The sequence below is a fragment of the Streptomyces mesophilus genome (assembly GCF_040300965.1).
GTDB classification, from domain to species: domain Bacteria; phylum Actinomycetota; class Actinomycetes; order Streptomycetales; family Streptomycetaceae; genus Streptomyces; species Streptomyces mesophilus_A.
In genome coordinates this window covers 44,786-63,178 of record NZ_JBEPEW010000016.1, presented here as the reverse complement: position 1 = coordinate 63,178, position 18,393 = coordinate 44,786, and the positions used below count along the sequence as shown (strand labels likewise).

The 18,393-nt window shown below is 70.3% G+C and carries 15 protein-coding genes; 8 read left to right on the top strand and 7 right to left on the bottom strand.

Features of this window, described 5'->3' with window-relative positions; genetic code table 11:
- Window positions 1-3 precede the first annotated feature (3 nt).
- From pfkB to ABT367_RS08910, 3 genes are all read left to right on the top strand, one after another.
- A complete protein-coding gene (gene pfkB / locus ABT367_RS08920) occupies window positions 4-951 on the top strand; it encodes a 1-phosphofructokinase (protein WP_352251124.1) in 948 nt (315 codons plus the stop codon).
- A gap of 175 nt (window positions 952-1,126) precedes the next feature.
- The gene (locus tag ABT367_RS08915; RefSeq protein ID WP_352251068.1) at window positions 1,127-3,184 is read left to right on the top strand and encodes a PTS fructose transporter subunit IIABC; all 2,058 of its coding nucleotides are present in this window, start codon (window positions 1,127-1,129) and stop codon (window positions 3,182-3,184) included.
- 209 nt (window positions 3,185-3,393) lie between these two features.
- Window positions 3,394-3,666, top strand: a complete 273-nt coding sequence (locus ABT367_RS08910) for a hypothetical protein (RefSeq protein WP_352251066.1) — start codon at window positions 3,394-3,396, stop codon at window positions 3,664-3,666.
- A gap of 58 nt (window positions 3,667-3,724) precedes the next feature.
- On the opposite strand, the gene ABT367_RS08905 is transcribed toward ABT367_RS08910, so the two are convergent.
- The 3 genes from ABT367_RS08905 to ABT367_RS08895 form a co-directional block, all read right to left on the bottom strand.
- Window positions 3,725-4,480, bottom strand: a complete 756-nt coding sequence (locus tag ABT367_RS08905; RefSeq protein WP_352251064.1) for a DUF6227 family protein — start codon at window positions 4,478-4,480, stop codon at window positions 3,725-3,727.
- Window positions 4,481-4,845: 365 nt separating this feature from the next.
- Window positions 4,846-6,012, bottom strand: coding sequence for a P1 family peptidase (locus ABT367_RS08900; protein WP_352251062.1), 1,167 nt, complete (start codon window positions 6,010-6,012; stop codon window positions 4,846-4,848).
- A gap of 416 nt (window positions 6,013-6,428) precedes the next feature.
- Window positions 6,429-7,274 (bottom strand): sirohydrochlorin chelatase, encoded by an 846-nt coding sequence (locus ABT367_RS08895; protein WP_352251060.1) that lies wholly within the window; start codon window positions 7,272-7,274, stop codon window positions 6,429-6,431.
- 255 nt (window positions 7,275-7,529) lie between these two features.
- On the opposite strand from ABT367_RS08895, the gene nirB reads away from it, so the two are divergent.
- From nirB to ABT367_RS08870, 5 genes are all read left to right on the top strand, one after another.
- A complete protein-coding gene (gene nirB / locus ABT367_RS08890; protein WP_352251058.1) occupies window positions 7,530-10,292 on the top strand; it encodes a nitrite reductase large subunit NirB in 2,763 nt (920 codons plus the stop codon).
- A gap of 222 nt (window positions 10,293-10,514) precedes the next feature.
- On the top strand, window positions 10,515-11,930 hold the full coding sequence (locus ABT367_RS08885) for a NarK family nitrate/nitrite MFS transporter (protein WP_352251056.1): 1,416 nt from the start codon (window positions 10,515-10,517) through the stop codon (window positions 11,928-11,930).
- Between the two features lie 288 nt (window positions 11,931-12,218).
- On the top strand, window positions 12,219-14,477 hold the full coding sequence (gene pflB, locus ABT367_RS08880) for a formate C-acetyltransferase (RefSeq protein WP_352251054.1): 2,259 nt from the start codon (window positions 12,219-12,221) through the stop codon (window positions 14,475-14,477).
- Between the two features lie 153 nt (window positions 14,478-14,630).
- Entirely contained in the window at window positions 14,631-15,479 is an 849-nt protein-coding gene (pflA, locus tag ABT367_RS08875) for a pyruvate formate-lyase-activating protein (RefSeq protein WP_352251052.1), read from the top strand.
- A 124-nt stretch (window positions 15,480-15,603) separates the two neighbouring features.
- Entirely contained in the window at window positions 15,604-15,807 is a 204-nt protein-coding gene (locus tag ABT367_RS08870) for a hypothetical protein (RefSeq protein WP_352251050.1), read from the top strand.
- A gap of 10 nt (window positions 15,808-15,817) precedes the next feature.
- On the opposite strand, the gene mscL is transcribed toward ABT367_RS08870, so the two are convergent.
- From mscL to ABT367_RS08850, 4 genes are all read right to left on the bottom strand, one after another.
- Complete coding sequence (gene mscL, locus ABT367_RS08865; RefSeq protein WP_352251048.1) at window positions 15,818-16,285, bottom strand: large conductance mechanosensitive channel protein MscL; 468 nt, start codon at window positions 16,283-16,285, stop codon at window positions 15,818-15,820.
- Between the two features lie 138 nt (window positions 16,286-16,423).
- Entirely contained in the window at window positions 16,424-16,840 is a 417-nt protein-coding gene (locus ABT367_RS08860) for a hypothetical protein (RefSeq protein WP_352251046.1), read from the bottom strand.
- A gap of 280 nt (window positions 16,841-17,120) precedes the next feature.
- The gene (locus ABT367_RS08855) at window positions 17,121-17,954 is read right to left on the bottom strand and encodes an S-methyl-5'-thioadenosine phosphorylase (protein WP_352251044.1); all 834 of its coding nucleotides are present in this window, start codon (window positions 17,952-17,954) and stop codon (window positions 17,121-17,123) included.
- Window positions 17,955-18,053: 99 nt separating this feature from the next.
- The gene (locus ABT367_RS08850; protein ID WP_352251043.1) at window positions 18,054-18,383 is read right to left on the bottom strand and encodes an FmdB family zinc ribbon protein; all 330 of its coding nucleotides are present in this window, start codon (window positions 18,381-18,383) and stop codon (window positions 18,054-18,056) included.
- Window positions 18,384-18,393: the final 10 nt, after the last annotated feature.

Below are 18,393 nucleotides of genomic sequence, written 5' to 3'. Positions count from 1 at the left end.
CGCATGATCCTCACCGTCACCCCGAACCCCTCCCTCGACCGCACCTACGAGGTGCCCGCCCTCGAGCGCGGCGAGGTCAACCGGGCCGATGGCGACCGGATGGACCCGGGCGGCAAGGGGGTCAACGTCTCGCGCGCCGTCGCCGCGGCCGGACAGCGCACCGTCGCCGTGCTGCCGCTCGGCGGGGCGCCCGGCGCCCTGGTCGCCCAGCTCCTCGGTGAGCAGGGCATCGAGGTGGCGCCGGTCGAGGTCGAGGGCGCGACCCGCTCCAACATCTCGATCGCCGAGCCCGACGGCACCCTCACGAAGATCAACGCGGCCGGACCCGAACTGACCTCCGCGGAGGCCGAGTCACTGCTCGCCACGGTGCGTTCGGCATCGCTGGGGGCGTCCTGGATCGCGTGCTGCGGCAGCCTGCCGCGGGGGCTCGAACCGTCCTGGTACGCCGATCTGGTGGCCCGCGCCCACGCGGCCGGCGCCCGGATCGCGCTCGACACCTCCGGTCCCGCACTGACCGCCGCACTGCGTGAGCGCCCCGATGTCGTCAAGCCGAACGCCGAAGAACTCGCCGAGGCCGTGGGCCGCCCGCTGCACACCGTCGGCGACGCCGTGAAGGCCGCCGAGGAGCTGCGGACGCTGGGTGCCCGCGCGGTGCTCGCCTCGCTCGGCGCCGACGGGCAGCTGCTCGTCGACGACAGCGGCGCGTACTTCGCGAGCGCCCCCGTCGAGACCGTGCGCAGCAATGTCGGCGCGGGTGACGCCTCACTCGCCGGCTTCCTGATCGCGGGCGGCTCGGGACCCGAGGCCCTCGCCTCCGCGGTCGCGCACGGAGCGGCCGCCGTGCAGCTGCCGGGCAGCGTGATGCCCACGCCCGGCGACCTGGATCTGGCGGCGGTACGGCTCACCGGCGAGGTGCCCCTGGACAGGGCGCTGACGGAGCCTGCGGCGTGAAGGGCTCCGAGCGCACCAGCCAGCCGGACAGACCCCGCCCACCCGGGGGCCGAGCCCTTAAGACGCTATCGGTCCCCACTGACATCGCCCGCAGAAGCCCCTTACTGCGCGGCCGCCACCCCCTCCCTTCCCCCTCCCTTCAGCTGTCCCCCATATGCGAGCAAAGGAGCCCGCGATGAGCGAGATGATCACCGCGGAACTGGTCGACCTCGACCTGTCCGCCGAGACCAAGGAGGCGGCGGCGCGTCTCCTCGCCGAGCGGATGGTGGCCCTCGGCCGCGTCACCGATCTCGACGGCTTCCTCGCCGATGTCGCCGCCCGCGAGGCGCAGATGCCGACCGGGCTCGACGGCGGGATCGGCATCCCGCACTGCCGCAGCACCCATGTCACCGAGCCCACGCTGGCCTTCGGACGGGCCGCGCAGGGCATCGACTTCGGGGCGCCGGACGGCCCGGCCGACCTGATCTTCCTGATCGCCGCGCCCGCCGGCGCCGACGAGGACCACCTCACGATCCTGTCCTCCCTCGCACGCCAGCTGATGGACGCCGAGTTCACGGCCGCGCTGCGGGCGGCCGGGGACGCGGGTGCGGCTGCCGCGCTGATACGCGGGGAGGCTCCCGTATCCGAAACGGCGGGTCCTGACGGGGAAGCGGCCGGTCCCGACGGGCAAGCGGCCGGTCCCGACGGGGAAGCGGCCGGTCCCGACGGATCGGATGAGGCGCCTCAACCCGCTGCCGGTGCGGCCGAGGTCTTCAAGATCGTCGCTGTCACCTCCTGCCCCACCGGCATCGCCCACACCTACATGGCCGCCGAGTCCCTGGAGAACGCCGGACGCGAGGCGGGCGTCGAGCTGGTCGTGGAGACGCAGGGCTCGGCGGGCTTCACCCGGCTCGAACCGGCCGTGATCGCGGCCGCGGACGCGGTGATCTTCGCCCATGACGTCCCCGTACGCGACAAGGACCGCTTCAGCGGCAAGCCCACCGTCGACGTCGGCGTGAAGGCGGGCATCAGCCGCCCTGCCGAGCTGATCGCCGAGGTCCGCGGGAAGGCCGCGCGCGGCGAAGTGTCGGCAGGGGCGGCCACTCCGGTGGAGGCGGCCGGCGCCGAGGGCGACGGCTACGGCACCAAGCTGCGCAAGTGGCTGATGTCGGGCGTCAGTTACATGGTCCCGTTCGTCGCGGCCGGCGGTCTGCTGATCGCTCTCGGCTTCGCCATCGGCGGCTACGAGATCAACGAGGCCAAGTCGGTTGTCGACCACTTCATCTGGACCGAGGCCGCGAGTTGGGCCGCGCTGTTCTTCCAGGTCGGCGGGCTCGCCTTCGGCTTCCTCGTCCCGGTGCTCGCCGGTTACATCGCGTACGGGATGGCGGACCGGCCCGGTCTGGTGCCCGGATTCGTCGGCGGCGCGGTCGCCGTCACCATCAACGCCGGCTTCCTCGGCGGTCTCGTGGCAGGTCTGATCGCGGGCGCCACGGTCATGGCGATCCAGAAGGTCCGTATCCCCGCGGTACTGCGCGGCATCATGCCGGTGGTCGTGATCCCGCTGATCTCCTCGGCGGTGGTCGGCTTCCTGATGTTCCTGGTGGTCGGCGAGCCGATCGCCTCGCTGCAGCGCGCGCTCACCGACTGGCTGCAGTCCCTCGACGGCTCCAACGCCGTGATCCTCGGCGTCATCCTCGGCCTGATGATGTGCTTCGACCTGGGCGGTCCGCTCAACAAGGTCGCGTACGCCTTCGCGGTCGGCGGCCTCGGCGCGAACGCCACGGACGGCAACCTCAAGGTGATGGCCGCGGTCATGGCCGCCGGCATGGTCCCGCCGCTCGCGATGGCCCTGGCCACGACGGTGCGCGGCAAGCTCTTCACCAAGACCGAGCGCGAGAACGGCAAGGCGGCCTGGGTGCTCGGCGCCTCCTTCATCACCGAGGGCGCGATCCCCTTCGCGGCGGCCGACCCGCTGCGGGTCATCCCGGCCTCGATGGCCGGCGGCGCGGTGACCGGCGCCCTGTCGATGGGCTTCGGCGCGACGCTGCAGGCTCCGCACGGCGGCATCTTCGTGGTCCCGCTGATCGGGCAGCCGCTGCTCTACCTGGTGGCGGTCGTGGCGGGTACCTGTGTGTCGGCCGGCCTGGTGATCGTGCTCAAGGGGATGCGGAAGACGGCCGCTCCCGAGGTGGCGGCCCCTGCCGCGACGGAGGCCGCGCCGGTCGCCGTCAAGGAGACGGTCTCGGTCTGAGCCTCCGGCCGGTCCGCTGATCCGGCGGGGTGTGCGAACTCCCGCAAAGGACCCTGGATTTCCGTACGAGGGAATCCGGGGCCCTTTCGTATGCCCTGCCGTATCGCCTTGCTCCGGCTTTGCGCCTGCCCTGCGAGATACGTCACTTCGGGACCAAAGTCCCTTTCGGGCCCTGCCGTAAGGCCCGTCCGTGTTGTCTACTGGCCCGCATGTTCGATCAGATCTCGATAGTCCAGCAGATCGGCCTGACGGTCCTCCTCGTCGCGACCGTGGCATGGGTCGTCGGCCTCGCCCGCCTCCTGCGCCGCGATCGCTTCGAGATCGCGATCTGGCGCGAGGCCCAGCGCGCCGGTGCGCTGCCCGCCCACCTCGACGGGATTCCGCGGCAGTCGGTCCCGCATCCGATCGAGCGCGTCGAGCTGACGGAGGAGGAGCGCGCCGCCTTCGCGGGGCTGGTGCGCGGGCTCAACGGGAAGCGGTAGACGTTCCTCTTCCCGGGGCGGAGTTCCGCTCGGGGCGGACGGTCACTGAGCGGGCGCCTCAGAGCGCCGCGCCCCGGCCCTCCATGACGCCCCGGGCCTGACCCTCCTCGCCGTACACCTCACACACATGCCGCCCGTCCGGCGAATCGGTGTGCTCCACTTCCCACAGGCTCAGCTCCTGCCCGTCCGCGAGCAGGAACGCATGCTCGTACAGCGTGAACCCCGAGTCCGTGCGCCCCGGCCGTCCGAAGGCCTGAGTGATCTGGTGGGCCACCGCCGTACGCAGCAGCCGCGCGGTCTCCGCGCCCGGCCGGTCCGCGTTCTCCGCGCGGCGCAGCAGGCGCCGGCCGTGGTCGGCCGAGTCCTCGTGGGCGAAGTGCGCATACGCCCTGCGGGGCGCCGGGGCGACCAGCAGCACCGTCTCGAGCAGCAGCGGCTCGGCGGCGGTGTGGCCCGCGTCCTCGCCGCTCATGACGTCGTGGCGCGGGGAGTGGTCGGCCGGGAACGGCAGCCGGGCCGCCGCCGTGTGGACCTCCTCCGCCTCCGTGTACAGCTCGTGCTGCTGCTCGCGGCGCACGGTCGCGTTGTGCACCAGCTCCCACAGGACCAGGGCGCTTCCGTCGCCGAGCAGCCAGGTGTGCCGGTAGGTCTCGCGGTACAGGCCGGCGCTGTGCTGCGCCGAGTGCAGCGCGATGTCATGGGCGAGCGCCGTCTCGAGGCGTGCCATCGTCTCGTCGGGCAGCTCGAAGGAGTTGAGGGCGCGTCCGAGGAGCTGGTCGACCTGCTCCTGGGGGGTCTCGTTCGGAACGCTCAAGGTTTCTCCCGGCGTTGCTGCGGTTGCCTGGCCACAGCACTGGCTTGGGGCGCTGACTCTTGTCACGGGGCCGTCGGCCGCCGACTGCCGGGTCGATGCCGGTCCGTCATCGACTGCCAGTCGCTGCTTGTGACCTCGTGGCCGCTCACCGTAGTGCCTCGGTCGGACATCGTGTCCGTCGTTCGGGAAAACGTACGAGACTTGTCGCGGGTTCCCAGGTCGCGTGCGCCGGGCGGAAGTTGATGCGCGGCAGCGTTCGGCGGCGCGCGCCCGCGTTGGTCGCGGACTGTTCGGTCAGAGGTGCATCTATCGGCGCAACTGCCGTAAAGCTACCCGCGCGATGACCCGTGCAACTCCCCGTGCGCCTACCCGTACAACTCGCTGTACGACGGGAACTCCCCACCCGGTCCCTGCACCCCATCCGCCGCTTCGACGGCCTTCACGATCGCCCGGGTCACGGTGTCCGCGGCGGCGGCGAGCAGCTCGTTGACCGTGGTCAGGGCCTCCAACTGCCCGTCCGGGAGCGGCTTCTCGCCGGTCGCGAGGGCGAAGACCGTATCCCCGTCGTGCAGCAGATGTACGGGGCGTACGGCGCGGGCGATGCCGTCGTGCGCCGTTCCCGCGAGCTTCTGCGCCTGGGCGCGGGTGAGCCGGGCGTCGGTGGCGACGACGGCGAGGGTGGTGTTGAGGGGGGCACCCGGGCCGATGGCTGCTTGCAGGGCGGTGGTCCGGGCCTTTGCTTCGGCCAGGCGTTGCCGGGCGCGGTGGTGGACGTCGGGGGAGGGGCGGTCGGTGTACGTGTACGTGTCCGTCTCCGCGGGGGCGGCGTCCGTGTTCACATCGGTGTCGGTGTCGGTGTCGGTGTCGGTGTCGGTGTCGGTGTCGGCGTGGGTGTGGGTGTGGGCGTCCGCGTCCGCGTCGCTCGTGAAGTACCGCCCGTAGAGCACCCCGTTCCGTGGATCCGTCACCGAACCCACGGCGTTGACCACGACCAGCGCGCCGAGCGTGTGTCCCGAGGCGAGTCGCGTGCTCGCTGTGCCCACGCCGCCCTTGAGCCCGCCGGCCACGGCGCCCGTGCCCGCACCGACGCATCCCTGCACGACGTCTTCTGAGGCCGCCTCGGCTGCCTCGCGGCCGAAGGACGCGTCCGGCCGGGCCCGCCAGTTGCCCCCTCGGCCGAGGTCGTAGACGCAGGCGGCGGGCACCACGGGGACGACCTGGCCCGGGCCGCCCACCGGGAAGCCACGGCCCTGTTCCTCCAGCCAGGCCATCACGCCGGAGGCGGAGTCCAGGCCGTAGGCGCTGCCGCCGGTCAGCACGATCGCGTCGATCCGCTGCACCAGATTCCGCGGATCGAGGGCGTCCGTCTCCCTGGTGCCGGGGCCGCCGCCGCGTACGTCCACGGCGGCCACGGCGCCGCCCTCGGGGGCGAGCACGACGGTCGTACCGGTCAGCCAGCCGTCCCCGGCACGTGTCGCATGGCCGACGCGCACGCCGTGCACGTCGCTGATCGCGTCCCTGCTCTTGGTCATGGCCCATACGTACCACGCTGCTGTGGCACGCCAGTTGGGCCTGCCCGGGGGGTGAGGCCACAGGCTGGGCCTGCCCGGGGGGTGAGGCCACAGGCTGAGCCTGCCTGGGGATGAGGTCACAGGCTGGACCTGCCCGAGGTTCTGGGCCACGGGCCTCCGCCCCACCGAACCCCGCGCCGGCTCGGCCCGAGCCCACCCGGTGCCGAGGCGACGTGGATCCGCCCCCGGACCCCGCTGACTCGCCCCAGCCCAGCCCAGCCCAGCCCAGCCCAGACCGGCCCGGACCGGCCCAGTTCACCCGGTGCCGAAGTGATGTGGCTCCGCCCCGGAGCCCGTGACTTGTTCCAGTCCACCCGGTGCCGAGGCGACGTGGATCCGCCCCCGTGCACTCCGCGGGACCGGGCCCAGCCCGACGGTCAGGCGGACACGCGCAGGTGTTCCGTGGAGCGCGCCGCTGCCGAGTAGCGGCGAAGGACCAGGCGGGCGATCCGCGGGTGGTCGGCGAGCGGCTCGGCGACAGCCCACGCATCCGCCCGCTCCAGGGCGAGCGTGAACCGGCCGGGGGCGAGGAGATGCGTGGCGACGGCGATGTTGCGGTAACCGGCGGCCCGCAGGCGCGCGACCGTGTCCGGGACCGTCGGCTCCGACGACGAGCAGTACGCGGGCAGCACCGGGACCGGTCCGCGCTCGGCGTCGAGCAGCACGTTCAGCTGGCTCACGGCGGTACGCGCCCCGTCATTGCCCCCCGCCCGTGACGACCCCGCCGCGGCGACGACGACCGCATCGGCCCGGCCGCCGGCCCGCCCCTCGGCCTCCCGCAGCCGTCCGTACAACGCGAGCGCGACGTCCGACTCACCGCTCAGCCCCTCGGTGACCACCGTGTCGAGCAGGCGCGGCGCCGCGACGACCTCCGGGATGTCGACGGTCCGGTGAAACCCGTCCCCGAGCAGCAACGGCACCACCACAGCCCGCCGCACCCCCGCCTCGGCAAGCTCATCGAGCGCTTCGGCGAGGGAGGGCTCCTGGTGGTCCATGTGCCCCACGACGGGACGTATCCCGCCCAGCGCCTCGACAACATCGCACAGCCGCCGGATCGTCGCCCCCGCCTCGGGCACGGCACTGCCGTGCACGGCGAGCACGAGGGTCGGCGTCCCGTCGGTCGTGGTGTCGTCGGTCGTGGTGCCAGGGGGCAGCGGCATACGGGCGGCGGGGGGTACGTGGGCAGCTGTGGGCACCTGGACGAGGGCAGAAGCAGGGCGCATGCCTTCGACGCTACGCACGCCGCGCACCCACCGGATCTGCCGGAAGCCCTGGGGAGAGGGGGCCGGTGGTCCCCGATCCGGCCCGCCGCCCACGCATTCCGCCCGCCCCTGACTCGCATGGGCCCTGCCACAAGGCCCACCCCCCAAGGGCCCCACGACCTGTGCAAACAGGCCCTTCACGGCCCGGCAGGCGCCCCGCGTCGGCCTACCGTCGAAACAGAGGCTTCCCCAACGCATGCCCGGAGAGTGACCACCATGACCCAGACCCTGGTACTGATCGGCCACGGCATGGTGGGCCAGCACTTCCTGGAGGTGCTCGCCGAGCGCGGCGCCTTCGCGGGCGAGGACGGCCCCGGCTGGCACGTCGTCGTCCTCGCCGAGGAGGACCGCGTCGCCTACGACCGCGTTCACCTGTCCTCCGCCTTCACCGGCACCGACCCCGACGAACTCTCCCTCACCGACGCCGAGTTCCTCGGGCGCCACGGCATCGACCTGCGCCTGGGCGACCCCGCCGAACACATCGACACCGCCGCCCGCAAGGTCACCACCGTCTCCGGCACCGTCGTCGGCTACGACGCCCTGGTCCTGGCCACCGGCTCGTACCCCTTCGTGCCGCCGATCGACGGCGCCGACGCCGCGGGCTGCTTCACCTACCGCACCCTGTACGACGTCGAGACCCTCACCGCGTACGCCGAGGAAGCGAAGACCGGCGTGGTCATCGGCGGCGGTCTGCTCGGTCTCGAGGCGGCCGGAGCGCTGCGCACCCTCGGCCTGGCGACGCACGTCGTCGAGTTCGCCCCCCGCCTCATGCCGATGCAGGTCGACGACGGCGGCGCCGCCGCGCTGCGCGCCACCATCGAGGGCATGGGCGTCGCCGTGCACACCGGTGTCGGCGCGAGCAGCGTCGAGACCGACGCCGACGGCCGCACCCGCGCGCTGCGCCTGTCCAACGGCGAGACCATCAACGCCGACCTCGTCGTCTTCTCCGCCGGCGTCCGCCCCCGCGACCGCCTCGCCCGCGAGGCCGGTATCGCCGTCGGCGACCGCGGCGGCGTCGTGGTGGACGAGCACTGCCGCACCACCGACCCGTACATCTACGCCATCGGCGAGTGCGCACAGACCGCCGACGGCCGGGTCTACGGCCTGGTCGCGCCCGGCTACCAGATGGCCGAGACCGCCGCCGATGCCCTCGCGGGCGAGGGCATCAAGGTCTTCAACGGGGCCGACACCTCCACCAAGCTCAAGCTGATGGGCGCCGATGTCGCCTCCTTCGGCGACCCGTTCGCACAGGAGGGCAAGGACGGAGCGGTCTCCGTCGTCTTCTCCGACTCGCGTGACGGCGTCTACAAGAAGCTGCTCCTCGGCCCCGACGGGGCTCTGCTCGGCGGCATCCTCGTCGGCGACGCCGAGGCGTACAGCTCGCTGAAGCCGCACACCGGCAAGCAGCTCCCCGCCCCTGCCGAGGCCTACGTCGGCCCCGTGAGCGCCGCCGACATCCCCGGCGCCGACGCGCTGCCGGACGACGCGGTGCTCTGCTCCTGCCACAACGTCACCAAGGCGCAGGTCACTTCGGCCATCGCCGCCGAAGGCATCACCGACCTCGGCGGCATCAAGAAGTGCACCAAGGCCGGTACGGGCTGCGGCGGTTGCGTCAACACCCTGCAGGCCGTCCTGGACGCCGAACTCTCCGCCGCCGGCATCGAGAAGGCCAAGGGCCTGTGCGAGCACTTCGAGCTCAGCCGCTCGGAGATCTACGAGAAGATCCGCACCGAGCACATCCGCTCCTTCACCGAACTCCTCGAGAAGTACGGCAAGGGCGAGGGCTGCACGGTCTGCAAGCCGGTCGTCGGCAACGTACTCGGCACCCTCGGCCCGGAGCTCGGCCTCACCCACATCCTCGACGGGGAGCAGGCCGCCCTCCAGGACTCCAACGACCTGTACCTGGCCAACCTCCAAAAGGACGGCACGTACTCGGTCGTCCCGCGGGTGCCCGGCGGCGAGATCACGCCCGAGGCGCTCATCGTGATCGGTGAAGTCGCCCGCGACTACGGCCTCTACACGAAGATCACGGGTGGTCAGCGCATCGACCTGTTCGGCGCCCGCGCCGAGCAACTCCCCGAGATCTGGCAGCGGTTGGTCGACGCCGGCTTCGAGTCCGGCCACGCCTACGGCAAGTCCCTTCGTACGGTGAAGTCGTGCATCGGATCGAAGTTCTGCCGCTTCGGACAGGGCGACTCCGTGCAGCTCGCCATCGATCTGGAGCTCCGCTACCGCGGACTGCGCGCCCCGCACAAGATCAAGGGTGGTGTCTCGGGATGTCTGCGCGAGTGCGCAGAGGCCCGCGGCAAGGACATCGGCGTCATCGCCACCGCCAACGGCTGGAACCTCTACGTCTGCGGCAACGGCGGCACCACCCCCCGCCACGCCGACCTCCTCGCCGCCGACCTGGACGCGGCCGAACTCTTCCGCCTCATCGACCGCTTCCTCATGTACTACGTCCGTACGGGCGAGCGCCTCGAGCGCACGTCCGCCTGGCTGGAGCGCATCGACGGCGGCCTCGACCACCTGAAGTCGGTGCTCGTCGAGGACTCCCTCGGCATCTGCGCCGAGCTGGAGGCGCAGATGGAACGACACGTCGCCGCCTACCAGGACGAGTGGGCCGCGGTGCTCGCCGACCCCGACAAGCTGCGCCGCTTCAAGCCGTTCACGGCGGCTCCCGAGGACGGTGTCTCCTTCAAGGACGACCTGGTCAAGGACCTGGAGCCGGGGCGCGGCCGCGTCGCCGTACTGCCGGACGGCAGCGAGGCGGCCCTGTTCAAGGACCGCTCCGGCGAGCTCTACGCGGTCGGCAACCACGACCCGTACTCCGGCGCGGCCGTGATGGCGAACGGCATCATGGGAAGCCGCGACGGCGTCCCCACCATCGCCTCGCCCATGCACAAGCAGGAGTTCGACCTGCGCACCGGTGTCAGCCTTGACGACCCAGAGGTTGCCCTCGGCGTCCCCGAGCTGCCGTAGCCGCGCGCCACGATCCCACGGGCCGGTCCTGCACGAGGACCGGTCCGCTCGGCGTACGCGCGAGGACCCCGGGCCCGACGGTCCCCCGGACACGGACCCAACGTCCAGCCGCACACAGGCCCTTGGCCTGCGCACAAGCCGACTTACGCCTCTGCTCCCGCGGATACGGGGGACGCAACCTGGATGGGTACGGATCAACTCCTTCACCCCCAGGAACAGCGCATGCCTGCCGTCAAGGAAACAGTCGAGGTCGCACAGCGGTCGTACGACCCCGCGCAGTACCGTCCGGGCCGCCCCATCACCGACTGGGAGCCGGAGAACGAGCTCTTCTGGAAGTCCACCGGCAAGCGCGTCGCCCAGCGCAACCTGTGGATCGCCGTCCCCGCCCTGCTCGTCGCCTTCGTGGTGTGGCAGGTGTGGAGCGTCACCGCGACGAACCTCAAGGACGTCGGCTTCTCCTTCACCACCTCGCAGCTGTTCTGGCTGACGGCCATCCCCGGCCTGACCGGCGGTACGGCCCGTATCTTCTACACCTTCCTCGGCCCGAAGATCGGCCAGCGCACCTTCACCGCGATCTCCACGGTCGTCCTGATCGTCCCGCTCCTGTGGCTGGGCTTCGCGATCCAGGACACCTCGACCTCCTTCTCCACCATGGCGATGATCGCCGCCCTGTGCGGCATCGGCGGCGCCAACTTCTCCTCCTCGCTCGCCAACATCGGCTTCTTCTTCCCGAAGAAGGAGAAGGGCAACGCGACGGGCATCAACGGCGGCCTCGGCAACCTCGGCGTCTCCGTCGTCCAGCTGCTCACCCCGATCGTCATCACCAGCTCGGTGATAGCCATCGGCTCCGGCCAGCACAACGCCAAGACCGGCAACGAGGTCTACCTCCAGAACGCCGCCTTCCTGTGGGTGCCCGTCCTGATCGTGCTCGCCGCCGTCGCCTGGTTCGGCCAGAACGACCTGAAGACCGCCTCCACCTCCTTCAGCCAGCAGAAGATCATCTTCAAGCGCAAGCACAACTGGCTGATGACCTGGCTCTACGTCGGCACCTTCGGCTCCTTCATCGGCTTCGCCGCCGCGCTGCCGATGCTGATCAAGACCACGTTCCCGGACTACTCGGTCGCCACCTACGCCTGGATGGGCCCCGCCCTCGGCGCCCTCGCCCGCTGGGCCGGCGGCTGGATCGCCGACAAGATGGGCGGCGCCCGCGTCACCATCCTGTCCTTCGTGGGCATGGCCGTATCGATCATCGGCGTGATCAACTTCCTGCCCGCGGGCGGCAACGACGGCAACTTCGCCGGCTTCTTCCTCTCCTTCCTGGCGGCGTTCTTCTTCTCCGGAATCGGCAACGGCTCGACCTTCCGCCAGATCCCGGTGATCTTCCGCAACCAGCACCTGAAGGGCCTGACCGAGGGCACGCCCGAGTACGCGAAGGCGCTGAAGCAGACGGAGATGGAAGCGGGCGCCGTCACCGGTTTCACCGCCGCCATCGCCGCGTACGGCTTCTTCTTCATCCCGGCCCTGTTCGCCAACTTCGCCGTGACCAGCGCGATGTGGGGCTTCGTGGCCTTCTACGCCAGCTGCATCGTGGTCACCTGGTGGTTCTACGCCCGCAAGGGCGCCGAGTCGCCGTCCTGATCCACCTGGCACAGGGACCGTCACAGCACGCCCCCGGAGACCGCCCGTCGGTTTTCGGGGGCTTTGCCGTACCCGGGACAAAAAACTTGTGAAAGTTTTCACAAGCGGACAATGGTCCAAGGTCCCTGACAAAACTGCAGGTGAGAGCCCTGTCGACATGCGATGCCGGTGTGCCGGGGGGACCATTGGTACCGAACCAGGGACCAATGCGGCCCGCAATGATCGATCAAACGCAGTCCAATGGATGTGTAGCAATGAGGCGACACGCGAACTCGAAAGGTTCGGGCGATGACTGCAACTCCTGCGGAGAAGACCGTTAACGACGAGGCCTGGGACGGCTTCAAGGGCGGCCTGTGGAGGGACGCCATCGACGTCCGCGACTTCGTGCAGCAGAACTACACGCCTTACGAGGGCGACGACTCGTTCCTCGCGGGTCCCACGGAGCGCACCACCGCGGTGTGGAACAAGCTCCTGGGCATGTTCCCGGAGGAGATCGAGAAGGGCATCTACGACGTCGACGTGAAGACCCCGTCGCGTATCGATGCCTTCAAGCCCGGCTACATCGACGCCGACAAGGACCTGATCGTCGGTCTCCAGACCGACGGCGCGCTCAAGCGCGCGATCATGCCCAACGGCGGTTGGCGCATGGTCGAGGGCGCCCTCAACGCCTACGGGTACGAGGCCGACCCCGAGGTCCGCGAGATCTACACGCACCTGCGCAAGACCCACAACGAGGGTGTCTTCGACGCCTACACCCCCGAGATCCGCGCCTGCCGCTCCTCCGGCATCATCACCGGTCTCCCCGACGCCTACGGCCGCGGCCGCATCATCGGCGACTACCGCCGTGTCGCCCTCTACGGTGTCGACCGCCTCATCGAGGACAAGAAGGCCGTCAAGGCCCAGTTCGACGCCGAGTGGCCGACCGAGGACGTGATCCGCGGCCGCGAGGAGACCTCCGAGCAGATCAAGGCGCTCGGCGAGCTCAAGGCGATGGCGCAGTCCTACGGCTACGACATCTCCCGCCCGGCGCAGACCGGCCGCGAGGCCGTGCAGTGGCTGTACTTCGCGTACCTCGCCGCGGTCAAGGAGCAGAACGGCGCGGCCATGTCGATCGGCCGCATCGACAACTTCCTCGACATCTACCTGCAGCGCGACATCGAGGCCGGCCGCATCACCGAGGCCGAGGCCCAGGAGTTCATCGACGACTTCGTCATCAAGCTCCGTATCGTCCGCTTCCTGCGCACCCCCGAGTACAACGAGCTCTACTCCGGCGACCCGACCTGGGTCACCTGGTCGATGGCCGGTATCGGTGAGGACGGCCGCCCGCTGGTCTCCAAGACCACGTTCCGCGCGCTGCAGACCCTGTACAACCTGGGCCCGGCCCCGGAGCCGAACCTGACCGTCTTCTGGTCGCAGCAACTGCCCAAGGGCTTCAAGGACTTCGCGTCCAAGGTCGCCATCGACACCTCGGCCCTGCAGTTCGAGTCCGACGAGCTGATGCGCCCGAAGTACGGCGACGACACCGCGATCGCCTGCTGTGTCTCCGCGATGGCGGTCGGCAAGCAGATGCAGTTCTTCGGCGCACGCGTGAACGTCGCCAAGGCGCTGCTCTACGCGATCAACGGCGGCCGTGACGAGAAGTCCGGCAAGGTCGTCGTGAAGGGCTTCGAGCCCATCGAGGGCGAGTACCTGGATTACGAGACCCTCGCCAAGCAGTACGACGCGATGCTCGAGTGGCTGGCCAAGACGTACGTGCACGCGCTCAACGTCATCCACTACATGCACGACAAGTACGCCTACGAGCGCATCGAGATGGCGCTGCACGACCGCGAGATCCTGCGCACCATGGCCTGCGGCATCGCCGGCCTCTCGGTCGCCGCGGACTCCCTGTCGGCCGTGAAGCACGCCAAGGTCAAGGTCGTCCGCGACGAGACCGGCCTCGCCGTGGACTACGAGATCGAGGGCGACTACCCGGCCTACGGCAACAACGACGACCGCGCCGACGAGATCGCCCAGAACATCGTCAGCGGCTTCATGGAGAAGATCCGCAAGCACCCGACGTACCGGAACGCCCTGCACACGCAGTCGGTTCTGACCATCACGTCGAACGTCGTCTACGGCAAGAAGACCGGCAACACCCCCGACGGCCGTCGCGCCGGCACCCCGTTCGCCCCGGGCGCCAACCCGATGAACGGCCGTGACGAGCACGGCTACATCGCCTCCGCGATGTCGGTCGCCAAGCTCAACTACGACGACGCCGAGGACGGCATCTCGCTGACCAACACGATCACCCCGGACGCGCTCGGCCGCACCCCCGAGGACCGCATCGCGAACCTCTCCGGTGTGCTCGACGGCTTCATGGCCAGCGACGGCTTCCACATGAACGTCAACGTCCTCAACAAGGCGACCCTCGAGGACGCCATGGAGCACCCGGAGAACTACCCGCAGCTCACCATCCGGGTCTCCGGCTACGCGGTGAACTTCGTCCGCCTGACGCGCGAGCAGCAGCTGGACGTCATCAACCGCACCTTCCACGGCTCGCTCTGAGCCACCGGCCCGGCGCGCACCCCGCGCCGGGCCTTCGGCCCGCCGCGAACGCGAGCACGAGCCGACCGAGACTCGCGGCCCCGGGCCCGAACCCTCACTCCGGGCCCGGGAGCCGCGATCACCAACCCGCTTGAACCCTCCGGGAGTTGTGCCATGACAGTGCTGCTCGGCAAGGACATCCCCGTCGGTGCGCCGACCGCCGACGAACGCATCGGTCTGCACAGCCCGACGAGCCTGCCCACGACCCCCGCCGCGGCCGCCACCCAGCGCCCCATCGAGGGCTCGGTGCACTCGTGGGACCTGTCGACGGGTGTCGACGGCCCGGGCACGCGCTTTGTGACCTTCCTGGCCGGCTGCCCGCTGGCCTGCCTGTACTGCCACAACCCCGACACGATGAAGATGCGCAACGGCAAGCGCACCTCGGCCGACGACGTGATCGCCGAGGCGGCCAAGTACACGACCTTCATCAAGGCCTCGGGCGGCGGCGCCACCATCTCGGGCGGCGAACCGCTCCTCCAGCCGGTCTTCGCCGGTGAGCTCTTCCACCGCCTGAAGCACGAGCTCGGGCTGCACACCGCCCTGGACACCTCGGGCTTTCTCGGCGTCCGCGCCACCGACGCGATGCTCCGCGACATCGACCTCGTGCTGCTCGACATCAAGTCCTGGGACCGCGACACCTACAAGAAGGTCACCGCGCGCGAACTGCAGCCCACTCTCGACTTCGCGCACCGCCTCGCCGACCTCGGCAAGGAGGTGCACGTCCGCTTCGTGCTCGTGCCCGGTCTGACCGATGCCCCGGCCAACGTCGAGGGCGTCGCCGCATTCGCCGGCTCCCTCGGCAATGTCTCGCGCGTGGACGTGCTGCCCTTCCACAAGCTCGGCCAGTCCAAGTGGGAGGCCCTGGACATGCCGTTCACCCTGGCCGAGACGCCTTCGCCGGGACCCGAGCAGGTCGACGCGGCGAAGCGGATCTTCGAGGCCCACGGCCTCAGGGCCGTCTGAGCCCTCCGGCCGGTACGAGGCGTCTGAGCCCTCCGGCCGGTACGAGGCGTCCGAGCCCTCCGGCCGGTACGAGGCCGGCGGCCGCCCCGAGCCGCTCCTCGCGCCCCGGACGTACCCTGGACGCATGAGCACCGCCCCGCAGCCCTCCGAGGACGAGCAGCAGCCCGAGCAGCCGAAGCCCAGGCCCAAGCTGGTCTTCGACGACCCGCTCGACCAGCAGTCGTCCGACGACACGGACCGGGGCTGGGGAGAGCGGCCGGCGTCGAGCGGCGACAGCGCCGCGGACCTCGCACGCTTCCTCGACGAGAAGCCGCCCCACCACCTCTGAGCAGCGGCAGCTACTCGCGGCTGCCCGGACCGCGCTGCGCCACCACGGCGTCGCGGATCTCCTTGAGCACCTCGAGCTCGGTGATCTCCATAGTCTCCTGGACGCCTTCCTTCGCCCTGCGCCGCTGCTCGACCTTGGCCAGGTACTTGGCCATCGGGAGCACCATGAGGAAGTAGACGACCGCCGCGGTGATGACGAAGCTCAGAATGGCGCTGAGGACCGTGCCCCACATGATCGGGATGCCGGACACGACCTCGCCGTTCTTGAACTCGCACGGGGCCTTCAGGCACGAGCTGTACTTGTCGAGATCCTTCGTGCCGAACGCGCCGACCAGCGGGTTGATCACGCCCTTCACCACGGAGTTCACGATGTTGGTGAACGCCGCGCCGATGACGACCGCGACCGCCAGATCGACGACGTTCCCCCGCATCAGGAACGCTTTGAATCCTTCGAAGAGGCTGGGCTTCTCCTCGCTCACAATGGAGCCTTTCGTCGCATGTGCAATGGAAGCTATGGAAGCTGAAGCTGCCATTAGGCACGGCGGGCCGAAGCGGCGTCCAATCCATGCACACGAACAGGTGAGTTGACGAACTCTCGCTCCCGCACACGGCCGTTGTCATCGCAACGTCACCGCGAGCGGCGTGCCCACACCGGCTCCGACCAGGGCGGTGGACACGGAGCGTGGAACCTCCAGGACCACCAACGCGCCGCCGTCGAGGCCCTCTTCGCCGGCCTCGGGCACCTGCGCCACCCGTGCGTCCGCGGCCACCACACGCGCCCGCTCGCCCTGCGCCCCCGCGGCCACCACATCGACGCGGTCGCCGGGCTCGAGGAGCCGTACGGCCGCGGCATCGGCGATCCGTACGGGAGCGGAGACCAGCTCGACTGGCCGGGCGGCAGGGGCCGAGGCCGTGGCCGCGCCCGAATCCGTCGTCGGCTCAGGGGCGGCACGCCCACCGAGCGCCAGCGTCGCCGCCGCCACGGCGAGCCCGGCCGCGAGGGTGCGTCTGCGCCGCCGCAGAGCTCTCCTCAACCGCGCACTCCCGCCCCGTACATGAAGAGGGGAGAAGTGCGGGACATCGCATGCGGGCGCGGGGACAGCGGGGGAGGGAGGCGCGGGCAGGGAGGAGTGCGGAAGGGGACGAGTGGTGGACACGGGAATCACCGCCTGACGTGAGGGACGCCGTCGAACGCCCCTCACGATCCCCGCATCGCCGCAAGCCCGCTGAGCCCTGTGGACAACCCCCGACCTGTGGACAACTCCCTCACCGGAACGAGAAATTCACCCCGCCCGTACAAGGCCGGACGAGGCCCTACGGCAGCTCGATCCCCAGATCCCACCCGTCATGCGCATGCGTGCACAGACAATCCCGCTCCGCCGTCTGCGGAAGCGCACCCACCACATCGAAGAGCACCTCGCGCAGCCGCCCGACGTTCTCCCCGAACACCTTCAACACCTCGGTGTGCGAGACCCCTTCACCGGTCTCCGCACCGGCGTCCAGATCCGTCACCAGCGACATCGACGTGTAGCAGAGCCCCAGTTCACGGGCGAGCACCGCCTCGGGGTGCCCGGTCATGCCGACCACCGACCAGCCCATCGCGGCATGCCACTTCGACTCGGCGCGGGTCGAGAACCGCGGCCCCTCGATCACGACCATCGTGCCGCCGTCGACCGGCTCCCAGTCCCGCCCGCGCGCCGCCTTGAGCGCGGCGCCGCGGCCCACCGGGCAGTAGGGGTCGGCGAAGGTGGTGTGGACGACGTTGGGCACCGTGCCGTCCGGCAGCGGGTGCCCGTCGAAGAAGGTCTGCGCCCGCGCCTTCGTACGGTCCACGACCTGGTCGGGAACGAGCAGCGTGCCCGGCCCGTACTCCGGCCGCAGCCCGCCGACCGCACACGGGCCGAGCACCTGCCGTACGCCCATGGAGCGCAGTGCCCACAGGTTCGCGCGGTAGTTGATGCGGTGCGGCGGCAGCCGGTGGTCGCGGCCGTGCCGGGGCAGGAAGGCCACGGTCCGTCCGGCGATCTCGCCGATGAAGAGGGAGTCGCTGGGCGCTCCGTAGGGGGTTTCCACCGTGACCTCGGTCACGTCCTCCAGGAAGGAGTAGAACCCGGAGCCACCGATCACACCGATCTCTGCGTTCGCCATGCGATCAGCGTAGCCATACGCGAGAACCCCGCTGCCGGAGAGGCAGCGGGGTTCCCGAAAAGCCAAGAGGCGTAAGAGGCCTTCTGAACGTACGAAGCGTCAGGCGGCCGACGTCGACGAGGAAGACGACGACGAGGAGGACGACGAGGACGACGAAGACGTGGACGACGACTTCGACGATGCGTCCGAAGAGGACTTCGCCGAGGAGGAGCTCGAAGACGAGGACGACGCCGGCGTGCTGCTCGACGACGAGCCACGGCTGTCGTTGCGGTAGAAGCCCGAGCCCTTGAACACGATGCCGACCGCCGAGAACACCTTCTTGAGGCGTCCGCTGCAGCTCGGGCACTCGGTCAGAGCGTCATCGGTGAACTTCTGCACCGCCTCGAGGCCTTCGCCGCACTCGGTGCACTGGTACTGATACGTCGGCACTTGCTTCCTC

What these genes read in the sequence shown, in the direction of transcription:
- pfkB (WP_352251124.1), top strand. Translation starts at nt 4, where the DNA reads ATGATCCTCACCGTCACCCCGAACCCCTCCCTCGACCGCACCTACGAG.
- ABT367_RS08915 (WP_352251068.1), top strand. Translation starts at nt 1,127, where the DNA reads ATGAGCGAGATGATCACCGCGGAACTGGTCGACCTCGACCTGTCCGCC.
- ABT367_RS08910 (WP_352251066.1), top strand. Translation starts at nt 3,394, where the DNA reads ATGTTCGATCAGATCTCGATAGTCCAGCAGATCGGCCTGACGGTCCTC.
- ABT367_RS08900 (WP_352251062.1), bottom strand. Translation starts at nt 6,012, where the DNA reads ATGACCAAGAGCAGGGACGCGATCAGCGACGTGCACGGCGTGCGCGTC.
- ABT367_RS08895 (WP_352251060.1), bottom strand. Translation starts at nt 7,274, where the DNA reads ATGCGCCCTGCTTCTGCCCTCGTCCAGGTGCCCACAGCTGCCCACGTA.
- nirB (WP_352251058.1), top strand. Translation starts at nt 7,530, where the DNA reads ATGACCCAGACCCTGGTACTGATCGGCCACGGCATGGTGGGCCAGCAC.
- ABT367_RS08885 (WP_352251056.1), top strand. Translation starts at nt 10,515, where the DNA reads ATGCCTGCCGTCAAGGAAACAGTCGAGGTCGCACAGCGGTCGTACGAC.
- pflB (WP_352251054.1), top strand. Translation starts at nt 12,219, where the DNA reads ATGACTGCAACTCCTGCGGAGAAGACCGTTAACGACGAGGCCTGGGAC.
- pflA (WP_352251052.1), top strand. Translation starts at nt 14,631, where the DNA reads ATGACAGTGCTGCTCGGCAAGGACATCCCCGTCGGTGCGCCGACCGCC.
- ABT367_RS08870 (WP_352251050.1), top strand. Translation starts at nt 15,604, where the DNA reads ATGAGCACCGCCCCGCAGCCCTCCGAGGACGAGCAGCAGCCCGAGCAG.
- ABT367_RS08855 (WP_352251044.1), bottom strand. Translation starts at nt 17,954, where the DNA reads ATGGCGAACGCAGAGATCGGTGTGATCGGTGGCTCCGGGTTCTACTCC.